The organism is Ktedonobacter sp. SOSP1-85 (assembly GCF_016587415.1).
In the GTDB taxonomy this organism is placed as follows: domain Bacteria; phylum Chloroflexota; class Ktedonobacteria; order Ktedonobacterales; family Ktedonobacteraceae; genus Ktedonobacter.
In genome coordinates this window covers 685,109-697,139 of the sequence record NZ_BNJI01000002.1, presented here as the reverse complement: position 1 = coordinate 697,139, position 12,031 = coordinate 685,109, and the positions used below count along the sequence as shown (strand labels likewise).

The window sequence follows — 12,031 nt, the reverse complement described above, 5'->3', positions numbered from 1 at the left end:
ATGAGGGAACCGCTTCGCATTATGCGAAGCGGTTCCCTATGTGGCTGCTTTGTGGGCTAAGCAAGTGCAGCCGTTATGTCTCAGTTGCTTATTTTACGCGACCAAGCCTCATCGTAAGTGCTCCGTTTAAACCCACAATGACGCCAATCTCTTGTTTATTATTGTCAACCTGGTAAATGGCGGGCCAGGTGCAGCATCCAGTATACCAGGCCGGTTGATCGTTTTTGTACCACGTGGCTCCATTGTCATCACTGATCGAGATTTGGTTGGAGCCAGCCGAGGTGAGCACAACGCGACCACCTGGCAAGACGGTCACATAGGGACCATTGTATTGATCTGGAACCTTTGTACCCAGGTCATTTGACCAAGTCACGCCATCGCTCGAAGTTTTGTAATGAGCATTACAATTATCTGTCCCGCAGAGTTCGAAGACGAGAATATATTGCCCGTTCGCCATTCTCGCCATTACAGGCATACCAGGTCGTGCCGCTCCAGGCTGGGCTGCTGCAAATATCTCCGGTCCCCACGTTGTCCCTCCATCACAGGAGACACGCTCCGATACAACCTGGTTGTAAGATGGATTGTCGTCAGCATGCTTCTCACTAGAGTAAAAACCAGCGACACAGCCATTGGGTAACACATATAGAAACGGCTCCCACAGGCCACGGTTGAAGCGCCCGGCAGAATTTGGATTGGTATCTAACTGGCTCAGTAGTACCCAGGTATGGCCTCCATCAGTGCTCTTGAAAACTGGAAGACCGAACCAATTAAGGTCTGTCGTGCGGCTACGTGTTGCCATCAAGATTGTGCCGTCGGGTAGTTGCGCCATTTGCGACTGCTCTTGTACATAACCAGCAGGCGAAGGTATAGAGGAAATGATGTCGTAATGTTCTGCTGTTTTGTCGACAGTAGCTACTTTGATTACGAAAGGGCCGCTGCTTGGATACTCTGTGTAGGTAATCAAGTTTTCACCGTGTTTATTCCAGGGCAGCATACGCCCCCAGGCAGGATTGCGTGTATTGCTGATTGTCACGGTAGTAGACCAGTTGATAGGGCCACTACTGGAAGATGCATAGGCTGCAGGTGGAGCAATCAATAAGCTGGCAACAAGGCTCATAAACAAAATCATGGGTAGCTTCCATCGTGAAATGAGCATCTTCATCAAGTATTTTTTCCTCCTTGATATGAATACTGAAGCAATATGCGTTTTTGTTCCGATGCATGCTCATACAGAAAATAATCTATGAACTCGCGTTCTCTTCCTGTAAAGCTGCTATGAAGCTAGTCTTTTGCATTTTTTGGTTCAACGTTGAACCAAACTAAATGTAACATTATTTTTTATAATTTGTCAAGGAATTGAGGAAAACGCGGGGCTAGCAAGTCCACAGGGTAGCCAGAGAAAGGCGGCCATGTGTCCGAGCGTACACCCGGACACATGGCCGCCTTTCTCTTTTCTTTTATTCTCCAGCGGGTGGCTCTAGCGGGTTTTTCACGCTGACGGGGGTGCCAAAATTTGGTGTTCCGTCCGCGTTCCAGGTGAATGGTTGCGCGCGCGTTTCGCGGCCAGCATAGGTAAAATCGGCGCTGGTTTTGGCATGGTAGACCATCCAGGACTGCTTGCCATCTGGCGAGGTCGTGAAGTGTGCTCTGCCAGGACCAAAGACGCCATTATCGCTACTATACTGGAAAACCGGCCCCTTCTTCTCCCAGGATTTTGCCTCTAAGGGATTTCCGCCTTTATAGATCATAAGCCCCAGGCAATAGTTGTAGTTACCCGTGTCGCTACCCGAGTAGACAATAAAGGTCTTGCCATCGTGATAGAGGGCCTCGGGTCCCTCAGCGACTGGATAGTGCGAGTATGCCTGGTCCCCTTGCTCCCAGGGCTGGTCTGGATCGATGACTAAACGCGGCTCACCACTGACCGTCAAGGCGTCGCTCATTGGTGCGAGATAGACGGCGTTTGAGCCTTTTTCCAGCACATACATTAGGTAGAGCTTATTGTCTAGCTCTAGCAAGGAGGCGTCGATAGCGGTGGTGTCATCGGTCCCCGCCAATTGCCCCTTATAGGTGTATGGTCCGAGTGGATCGCTGCCCTCGCTCTGCAAGACATAAATACGGTGATCTTCGTTTTTATCGTGCATGGCTGCCGTAAAGTAAACAAACCAGTGCTTGCTTCCATGGTAGTCTAGCAGGAACATCGAGGGGGACCAGACCTGGAAAGCTGGCTCGCCCTGTTGCGGCGTCCAGATCGTCTGCGAGGTCTTGCCCACATCCTCCAGGCGCGGCGCGTGCCATATCTCAAGCGAGTTCCCGGTTCGCGTGCCAATGAGATAATAGCTTCCTGCGTGCCTGACAATAAATGGGTCCGCGATTGGCGCTATTGGATTGCGCAGAGATACATCTGATTTTAGCATAGATGAATTGGACGACGTGCAACCCACTACCAGCAACCAGAGCGAGAGCAGTGTAGCTACCCAGGGGAGAAGCTTATTTCGAGTAGAGGCCATGCCGTCTCTCTTCCTTTCCTAATTGATCAGTAGTTGCCAAAGTTAATCTTGATCGCATTGTCAATGTTCACAATGACACCTACCTCGTTTGAGTGGTTGTAGCCAGTTTGATAGATGGCGGGCCAGGTCGAGCAACCAGTGTTCCAGGCTGGTGGATCATTCTGATACCATGTGCTGCCATTATCATCGCTGATGGAGATCTGGTTGGTACAGGCCGAGGTGACCAGGATGCGTCCACTGGAAAGCACGGTTACATATGGCCCACTCTGCTGATTGGGGATCGTACTTCCCAGGTCATTGGACCAGCTCGTGCCATCGTTAGAAAACTTGTAATGGATATTGCAGTTATCGGTGCCACAGACCTCGAACACCAGGATATACTGACCATTTGCCATGCGCGCGAAACCCGGCATACCTGGACGGGCCGAGCCGGGCTGAGCGGCGGCATAGATCTCCGGTCCCCATGTCTGCCCCTCGTCACAGGAGACACGCTCCGAGACAACCTGGCTGTAGGATGGGTTGTCTTCAGCATGCTTCTCATTGGCATAGAAGCCCGCGACGCAGCCGTTTGGTAGCACATACAGGAATGGCTCCCACAGGCCTCGGTCAAAGCGCCCATTCGAATTGGGATTCGTGTCTAGCTGGCTCACAAAGTTCCAGCTATAGCCGCCATCGGTGCTCTTGACAATGGGCAGGCCGTACCAGTTGAGATCCGTCTGACGGTTGCGCATGGCCATGAGAATGTCGCCATTGGATATCTGCACCATCTGCGACTGCTCCTGAATGTGCCCAGCCGGCGAAGGGATGCTCGCGATATCGACATAGCCTGGGTTAGCAGGATTACTCCGCGCGACCTTAATTACCGGGTTGCTGCCCGAGGGATAGGCGGTGTAGGTTACCAGGTTGTCTCCCTGCTGATCCCAGGGTAGCATGCGTCCCCAGGCGGGTCCATCCGTCGAGCTGACGGTACTGATCACGAACCAGTTGATAGGTCCAGCCGCGTAGACGGTGGATGTAAGCATAAAGACGCTGAGTATGGCACCTGCCAGGGACAAGACAAGCCAGCGCCATCGCTGTACAAACTTTTGCATAGAAATCCTTTTCTCCTTTTGTCCGTATCAACTCCGATACTTCTCGCCACTCCGTGGCTCGCCAGGTTATGGTGTGGTTGCCGGGCTGGCCTGGCCAGCCCGGCAACCACACCATAACCCAATGATTTTATCCGTTGGCCACCTGGGAGATACCCTTTTCGGAGAAGGCCAGGCCCTCTCCAGGCTCGTGGGTGGCCTCAAGATTCGCTTCTTGCGCCTGAGCAACATCCAGGAAGGCATAAGCACGCACGCGATTTTGCTCATCCAGCAGCTGTAGATGCAGCGTTCCACGCTTATCATCCACGGGCATTGTCGCGTGCAAAACAAATGGTTCCGTTATGGTAAAGGGTTCAATACGCAAAGCCTGGTTCTGCTTCTGCTCTGAAGCCTCTCCCCACCACCAGGTAAGCTGGCCAGCTAGCGCCTGCGCGCCCTGGTGCGAGAGTTGTAGCCCAAACTCCAGTTCACCACCATCGGCAATGTAATCCAGTCCGGGACGCTGGGGCAGGAAATCAAAGATAAAGGTGGTTTCTGCGTTTACCCACGCGGGATCGCAACCGAGGGGCTTGAGGCGTCTTTCGGCATCGTAGAGGCCACAGAGTTCATATTCGACGTCGTAGAGTTCGGTATAGATGTATCCGCTTATCGCGGTGTGGCGGCGCAGCTCCTGCGTCTGCCAGCGGAAATACCAGCCCCGCTCCTCCGCGTTTCTTCCCGCTCCATACTCACCATTCAGTAGTGGCAGGCCGTTGTGATCCTGGTTTGCCACGCTGAGCTGGGTCTCGTACCAGTGATCAACGCCTAGCTGATGGCCGAACCAGGTCGTGTTGTCGCTTGCCAGGGCCGCTGTGATATCGCGCCAGCGCTGGTTATCTTCGTCATAATAGTGCCAGTCCAGGACATCGGTCTTTACATGATTCCAGCCTGAATCATCGATAATGGGACGGCTATGGTCACAAGCGGCCAGCAGATCATAGGCGCGAATGATGGCTTCCTGTTTCTCGTGATCCTCGGCGCTCCGCCAGTCCAGGCCCCATTCTTCGTTATAAATACCCCAGAGAATGATGCTGGGATGATTGTAGTCGCGCTCAACCATGAGAGGGAGCTGGGCCTCAAAGATTGCCGCGGCCTCCTCTGAGAAGCGCCCATAGCAGGGAGGCTCGGCCCAGACCAGCAAGCCCAGGCGGTCTGCCCAGTAGAGCCAGAGGGGATCTTCCAGCTTGATGTGTTTACGCATCAGGTTGAAGCCAGCTTTTAGCGCTATCTCAACATCCTGGCGCAAGGCCTGGTCGCTGGGCGCGGTATAGCCGCTCTCAGGCCAGTATCCCTGTTCGAGGGCGCCACGCAGGTAGAGCTGCTCACCATTGAGAAAGAGGTATTTTCCTTGTACCTCAATTTTGCGTAACCCGGTATAAGCTCGTACCCGGTCGCTGCCAGCAGGACTCTCAAGCCGGAATGTGACGTAATAAAGGAAGGGATCGGCTGGTGTCCAGAGCCTTGGCTGTGTAATTGGCAAATTGTGGGTTAGCGAGGCGTTCCCTTCAACGGGAATACACTCTTCCTCCATGCCTTCGAGCTGTATATACAGCAGTGTTTGCGCTGGTAATGCGCCCTCTAGCTCAATATGGGCTTGAATGCTATCGAGCGAAGCGGATGCTGAGAGCTGAATGCGCTTAATATAGGTCGCGGGGCGCCCCTCCAGCCAGACCGTCTGCCAGATGCCGCTGCTGGCGGTAAACTGGCACTCATAGTAGTCATCATGGGGCTGGCTACGCTGTTTGCCGTGAGGAATGGCCCGTTTATCCAGAGGGGCCTCAACGCGCACTATAAGCTCACCCTGACCATCCTGGAGCGCATCGGTGATATCAAATGCGAAGGGGGTGTAGCCTCCCGTATGCTCGCCAACGAACTGCCCATTCACCCATGCCCGGCAGTGATAGTGGACGGCCCCAAAATGCAGAATGGTGCGCTCGCCTTCCCATGCCTGGGAACGAGCGATATGGCGATGATACCAGCCAAGCGAGAGCCATTCGCGTTCCACGCCGGAGGCTTTGCTCTCCCAAGCGAATGGGACCTGGATCTGTTGGGGCCACTGCGCCGCTCCTGGCTGCTCCCAATGCGCTTTATCTCCCTCTCCCTCGGGATCGGGCCGAAATTCCCAGCCTCCATTGAGACAGAGCCAACTATGCGAACGATCAAAATCTGGGCGTGGATAAGCCTCACGCCTGCTATTAGTAACCATAGTGTTTTGTAACCTTTACCAGAATGTAGGGTCCATGCTTGCATGGACTAACTCCCCTCCCAATTCGCACCCTCTGCATTTTAGAGTCCAAGCCAGCTTGGACCCTACACATTGCCGAAATTGATTAGCCTTTCACGCTGCCCGCCAGGATACCGCTGATAAACTGGCGCTGGAGCGCAATAAACAATACCAGTACAGGCACAGTTGCTATTGTGCTCGCGGCCATAATCATGCCCCAGGCGTCGTGTCCTGTCGTTCCAGGACTGGTGTTATTGATCTGGGTCGCCAGGTTTGAGAGCATAACCTGCAAGGTCTGCATGGTATCCGATTGGGTAATAATTACCGGCCAGACAAAGTCATTGTAGATGCCCAGGAAGGTCATGATTGCCAGGGCCGCGAGCGCGGGCCGCATCAAGGGAACCACAATCCGCCAGTACATCCCAAAAGGTGTGCATCCATCTACTTTGGCTGCTTCCAGCAATTCATCTGGAATTTCCGCGATCTGTTGCCGCATCCAGAAGATCGCGAAGGCATTCACGAGGCCTGGGGCAATCAGGCCCTGATAGCTATCCACCCAGTTCAAGGCCCCCATTTCAAGTAAGAGCGGCAGAATCATGGCGATGACGGGGAGCATCATTGTGGAGAGCACAAAGTTAAAGAAAAAGCGTTTGCCGCGAAACTCAAACTTGGCAAAGGCAAAGCCTGCCAGGGGGCAGAGCAGCAAAGTTGCTCCACCCTGAATAAACAGGACGATTAGTGTATTCTGAAAGCCCACCCATATTGGCACAGCCGATAACAGAGCCATGTAATTGTTGAAGGATAGTGTATGAATATCCAGCCCCAGGGGAGTCGCGGCTATTTCGTTGCCCGGCTTCAAGGATGAGATAAACATCCATGCCAGGGGGAAGATCGTTATCAGGGCCGCGAGGCACAAAACAAGATAGGCCAGAATGCTACTTATGCGGAAGGTCCTACGCCGCTTGGAGGCTGAATCTGTCCTCGCTAGCGAAATGTTTGATGCAAGTGTTGCCATAGCGTTTACCTCTCATCTCCAGCACGTAAAAAGCGCAGCATTACCAGGGACAATATCACTAGAATAATCATCAGCAGGAACGAGTTCGCGGCGCCCGTGCCAAAATCTGAGTTAGTTATGTAGGAGTTTAGAAAGAAGCCCGCCGTGGTAGTCGAGTTATACGGTCCGCCATTCGTCAATATTTTTGGCTCGGCAAACATCTGCACTACGCCCAAGGTACTGAACACCACCAGGAACCCGACTGTGCGGCGCAAGAGGGGCAGCGTAATCGTAAAGAACTGGTGGATGGGGCCTGCCCCGTCAATCGCGGCGGCCTCATAATATTCGGCGGGGATAGCCTGAATGGCAGCCAGCATCGACAAAACCGCGAAGGCGCTTCCACACCACAGCACTAGCATAGCCAGGGTTGGTTTTGACCACATGCTGGTAGTTAGCCAACCAATGGTGGGCAGGTGCAGCCATACAAGCAAGGTATTGATCGCGCCGAAGTCCTGGTCAAAGAGCACCAGCCAGACCTGGACAATAGCCACCAGGGGTACCACGTAGGAGAGTAGCATCGAGGTACGAAAGAAACCACGGAAGCGCAATTTTGGCAGCGAGAGCAAGGCCGCGACCACGACCGCGCTCAGCACACGCACCGGGATGATGAGCAGCCACAGGAGCGCGGAGTTAACCAGCGAACCCCAGAAGTCACTATCTGTGAGCAGAAACAGGTAATTTGCCAGGCCAATAAAGCGCGGGTCCGCGTCCCCATGCCAGTGGGTAAAGCTGAGGACAAACGCGTAGAGCAACGGGAACAACGAGAACGCGAAAAAGAAGATGAAGAACGGCGCGATAAACAGATATGGTGAGAAGCTACCCCCTAGCCAACGGCGAATGCGCTGAATAGGCGAGCGTGAAGGCACAGATTCGGGGATAACTGTACGTGGCGGGGGCGTGACGACAGCCATAGCAACGACTCCTCTCTGAGGATGGAGAGAGCGCATAACGCTACGCACCCTCCCCTGACAAGTAATACACGCGGAATATGTCGGAACTACTGGCGGTCAACCAGCTTCGTCTGAATATCGGACGAAGACTTTTGGAGCACCTGTTGCGGGGTCATCTGCCCATCCAGCATACGCTGCACATTTGTGCCGAAGTAGGGTACCGCCTGGTTATACCAGGGAGCGATGTAGTAATTACCTGGGATATCTTTGACGGTTCCCGTGGCTACATCCCAGAGGTTCTGCCCACCCAGGCCATCCGAGTTCTTATACAACTGCGTCTGTAAGGCAGGCAGGTATGATGGCAGCGAGGTATTGATGCCACCAGGGTATATTTTGTTTGGCCCGTAAACCGCTGAGTAGCCTTCTTTGCTGAAGACCAGGTGTTCGTAGAATAGCCATGCCAGGTGCGGATTCTTGGCCTTCTTCGGAATAATGAAGGAGCTACCACCCATGACCGCTCCACGTGCGCCACCCTTTGTCCAGGCTGGCAGAGGCATCGCGCGCCACTTGCCTTTACTCTTCTTGAAGAGGAGGTCCGCGCCATAGACCGCCCAGACCGCCCAGGGATAAAAGGCTACCTGGTCGGCATCGATCGCGGCAAGATCGCCCGGGCTAAAATACGCAGCCCGTGTGCCGAGATTCTCCGTACGCACGCGATTGAGGAAGTTCATGATATTGAGGTAGGCCTGAGAGTTGAGCTGCAACTTGCCGCTCGCGTCTACCATGCTGGCACCCTGTTGATTGGCAAACATCTCGACCCAGAGCTGGGTAAGTCCCGGATCCTGCTCCAGGTGGATAGGTTTACATTTAGGCCCGAACTTATCCTGTACCTTGTGCGCGGCCTCCAGCAGATCATCATAGGTCTGGATAGAATCCGGGCTGATACCCGCTGCCTGTAGCATGTCCTCTCGATAATACAACAGGCCTGGATCGAGATCCCAGGGAATGCCCACCACGCGATCATTGTGCGTATTCACACGTAGTTTGAACGGCACGATATCTTTTGTATAGGGTTGAATCCAATCCGTGATGTCGTAGTAGTGCGAGGCCAACACGGGTAAATTGGTATCCTCATAGAACGAACCATCAGGCACATTCACCCCGGTATTCAGGGTTGTGGGCAACTTGGAATCGACATCGACCGATACGTGCTTGACCTTGATCTTGGGATACTTCTTGTTGAAGGTAGCGATAGTGGCGTCAAAGACCTGGAACAGATCGCCAGAGCGGTCCCAGATGGTGATTGTGCCTTCGGTTGCAGTCGCGTTGCCAGTCGCGGTCCCACTGGCAGAGGGTGAATTACAGGCAGCCAGGCCGAAGCTTCCAGCGGCAGCCAGGGCTCCCATAGTCGCTGAGGTTTTGAGAAATGAGCGGCGAGAAATAGCTTGCATATCTGAGAGAGGGGCATCAGGGGTCAGAGAATCAAACTGTCTTGACATCCGTGTACTTTCCTTTCCTCTTCAAAAGAAGACCTGGAAAACGTTATGCAACGGCGCATAAACCAACAACCATGCGTGTAGCAGGGACAATAACACATACAACAGCATCTGTAGTCATCATGACGACAACGAAGAAAGCTGCCATGCATAAAATAGAGTATGCTCGGAACTGGCAACCGGTAAATCCCTCTAGTTCTGCCAGTTCAACGTTGAACGAAGTATAACATACAAAAATTTTCCCTGTCAAGGAGGAAAGGGTGTGATTTATGGGCAGGGTCTGTGACGGGAGCATTCGCTCCCGTCACAGACCCTGCCCATAAATCACACCTTACTCTGAGTTATACGTTGACACTGTTGAGAAAAGCGGGTACTATCTCCAATAGCCGACTATAAAAATAGTAAATTGATTATTTTAAAGGATTTCTCTCTTCGCAATGACGGTACATTTAAAGGATATCGCGGCCTATACTGGTGTCTCGATTAAGACGGTCTCGAATGTCGTCAATGGTAATTTTGAACATGTTGGACCAGAGACACGAGCGCTCGTGCTTGAAGCGATTAAAAAACTGAATTATAAGCCCAACGTGGCCGCGCGGCGCCTGCGCAACGCCCAGGTAAGTGTTCTGGCCTATGCCTTCCCAGATCTCTCCAACCCATATTTCGCGGACGTGGCGCGCGCGATAACTGTGACCGCGTCCGAAATGAATTACACTGTCCTGCTTGACTACACATTTGCCCAGCGCGATAAAGAACTGGCGGTCCTTACCGGGATGAGTCCTCACATGCTTGACGGCGTCATTCTAGACTCGCACACGCTGGACGTGGAGAGTATCGCCCAGAATCAGTCTCAAGGCCCCATTGTATTGCTAGGTGAGAGATTATTTGGTGCGCCCTTCGACCACGTGCTTATCGACAATACGGAGGCCGCGTATGTTGCTACCAGGCACCTCATTGATCTAGGCAAGCGCCGCATCGCGGCAATCGGTGTCCAGCAGGCTCTTAACGAGGCGCCATCCCTGCGCTTACAAGGCTACAAAAAGGCGCTGGAAGAGGCCAGTATCCCCCTGGATACCTCTCTCCTGGTTACGGGAGGTTCCTGGCATCGCGCCGATGGCGCCCAGGCCATGCGCGACCTGCTCAACCGGGAGCGAGCCAGTCTACCCGACGCCGTGTTCTGCTTTAATGACCTTATGGCCCTGGGCGCGATGTCTGCCATTCACGAGGCTGGTTATCGCATCCCCGAAGATATCGCGGTCATTGGCATTGACGACATAGAAGATGGGCGCTATGCGACGCCCGCCCTCAGCACTATCGAACCAGATAAGCAGGAGATAGCCCGCCTGGCCGTGACCCTGCTCATCGAGAGAATCAAGGGCCAGCGCACCCAACCACCAGAATCCATTATGGTCCCCTTCCGCCTCCATGCGCGCGCCAGCACTTTGGGAAGATAAGGTAAGTGTAACGGCATCCTGGCATTGCCAGGATGCCGTTACACTTACCCACTTTTTGCCTCCCTTGTATCATAAAACAGATGGATGAGCAGAATAAGCGTCTCCAGTGAGTTCTGAGCTCTTGCAAGCAGCGCTAGTGCTGCAAGTACTTAGCCACGTTCTTTTGATGGTCCGCGTAAGTCTTTGCGCCGATCAGGTTGCCAGTAGCTGGATCGGTAAGGAAATAGTAGTAATCAGTCTTGGCGGGCGAGGCCGCGGCCTTCAATGCGTCGAGGTTGGGGCTGCTGATGGGTGTGGGTGTCCAGCCCTTGTGCATATAGGTGTTGAAGGGATTATCCAACTCCACCGTCTTGCCCGAGCCGTAGTTATTGAGGTCGTTCCAGTACTTCCCATTGGCCGGCGGGTGGTCTGTATCGTAGGCGTACTCCACAGTCGGGTCAGAGCTTAAGAATCCTACAGTTTCATCGGTCGGATTCTTATCCAGGTTCCAGTAGATACCGGCGATGGTTGGCATCTGTTTCGCGTTACTGGCCTCGCGTTGCACAATCGAGGCCAGAATAATCATCTGGTACTCGCTCAACTGATGTTGTTGCGCCTGGGCTACCAGGTTATTGTCCTTCTCAACTTTGATAAATTGATCCAGTATCATATCGATCATTTGCACCGTGTTATAGGTCACGGGCACGATATATGTCTCTGGGAAAAGCAGGCCCTCCATGCTGGAGAGATTATTCAAAATAGGATATTTTGCCTTGTCGGGGAACTTGTCGGGATGCTTGGTATAATTGAGAAAATCATCCTTGCTAAAATGTGGCAGTCCTACCGCCGCGGCGCTATTGGCTATTTGCTCCAGGCGATAGCCATCATGCACCAGGAAGCGTTTGCCGTCGGGTTGGCCATTCAGCAGTTTGGCGATAATCTGATCCGTATTCATGCCGGGTGTGAGGGTATACGCGCCAGCCTGTAGCTTGACATCCAGGCCCTTGATTCGTGCCAGGAGGCGAAAGGCCAGGGCATTGCGTACCAGTCCCCGCGCCTGCAACTCATCGGCGATCTGCTGCGTGCTCTCGCCATCATTGATCACCAGAGAAATTTTGTCAGTCTTTGTTGCCTCTGGAGGGGTGAGGAGCGTGTTAAGGGCCGACCAGCTTTCCCAAAGCGCCCCGAACATGATCAAGGTCACTAAAAATACGGCAATAAGAGGGCCATACCCGCGCTTTTTCATAAAATACAATCCTCATTTGTGGTTCATCTACATTCATGTTTTTGAATATAAATC

9 protein-coding genes are annotated in these 12,031 nt (G+C 53.2%); 1 reads left to right on the top strand and 8 read right to left on the bottom strand.

The genetic code is table 11. The annotated features are described in order from the left end of the window. Nucleotides 1-88: 88 nt before the first annotated feature. The 7 genes from KTE_RS31295 to KTE_RS31265 form a co-directional block, all read right to left on the bottom strand. A complete protein-coding gene (locus KTE_RS31295) occupies nucleotides 89-1,129 on the bottom strand; it encodes a sialidase family protein (protein ID WP_201388480.1) in 1,041 nt (346 codons plus the stop codon). A gap of 328 nt (nucleotides 1,130-1,457) precedes the next feature. Further along, a complete protein-coding gene (locus KTE_RS31290; protein ID WP_201388478.1) occupies nucleotides 1,458-2,507 on the bottom strand; it encodes a family 43 glycosylhydrolase in 1,050 nt (349 codons plus the stop codon). A gap of 26 nt (nucleotides 2,508-2,533) precedes the next feature. Next, complete coding sequence (locus tag KTE_RS31285; protein ID WP_201388476.1) at nucleotides 2,534-3,598, bottom strand: sialidase family protein; 1,065 nt, start codon at nucleotides 3,596-3,598, stop codon at nucleotides 2,534-2,536. A gap of 127 nt (nucleotides 3,599-3,725) precedes the next feature. Next, nucleotides 3,726-5,840 (bottom strand): glycoside hydrolase family 2 protein, encoded by a 2,115-nt coding sequence (locus KTE_RS31280; protein ID WP_201388475.1) that lies wholly within the window; start codon nucleotides 5,838-5,840, stop codon nucleotides 3,726-3,728. A 124-nt stretch (nucleotides 5,841-5,964) separates the two neighbouring features. Then, a complete protein-coding gene (locus KTE_RS31275) occupies nucleotides 5,965-6,873 on the bottom strand; it encodes a carbohydrate ABC transporter permease (RefSeq protein WP_201388473.1) in 909 nt (302 codons plus the stop codon). Between the two features lie 5 nt (nucleotides 6,874-6,878). Next, nucleotides 6,879-7,823 (bottom strand): carbohydrate ABC transporter permease, encoded by a 945-nt coding sequence (locus KTE_RS31270; RefSeq protein ID WP_201388471.1) that lies wholly within the window; start codon nucleotides 7,821-7,823, stop codon nucleotides 6,879-6,881. A gap of 86 nt (nucleotides 7,824-7,909) precedes the next feature. Then, a complete protein-coding gene (locus KTE_RS31265; protein ID WP_201388469.1) occupies nucleotides 7,910-9,301 on the bottom strand; it encodes a substrate-binding domain-containing protein in 1,392 nt (463 codons plus the stop codon). A gap of 434 nt (nucleotides 9,302-9,735) precedes the next feature. Between KTE_RS31265 and KTE_RS31260 the strand changes: the two genes are divergently transcribed. After that, nucleotides 9,736-10,752: a LacI family DNA-binding transcriptional regulator gene (locus tag KTE_RS31260; RefSeq protein WP_201388460.1), complete on the top strand. Its 1,017-nt coding sequence runs from the start codon at nucleotides 9,736-9,738 to the stop codon at nucleotides 10,750-10,752. 133 nt (nucleotides 10,753-10,885) lie between these two features. Here KTE_RS31260 and mltG read toward each other — a convergent pair whose 3' ends face one another. Beyond that, complete coding sequence (gene mltG / locus KTE_RS31255; RefSeq protein ID WP_201388458.1) at nucleotides 10,886-11,977, bottom strand: endolytic transglycosylase MltG; 1,092 nt, start codon at nucleotides 11,975-11,977, stop codon at nucleotides 10,886-10,888. Between the last annotated feature and the right edge of the window lie 54 nt (nucleotides 11,978-12,031).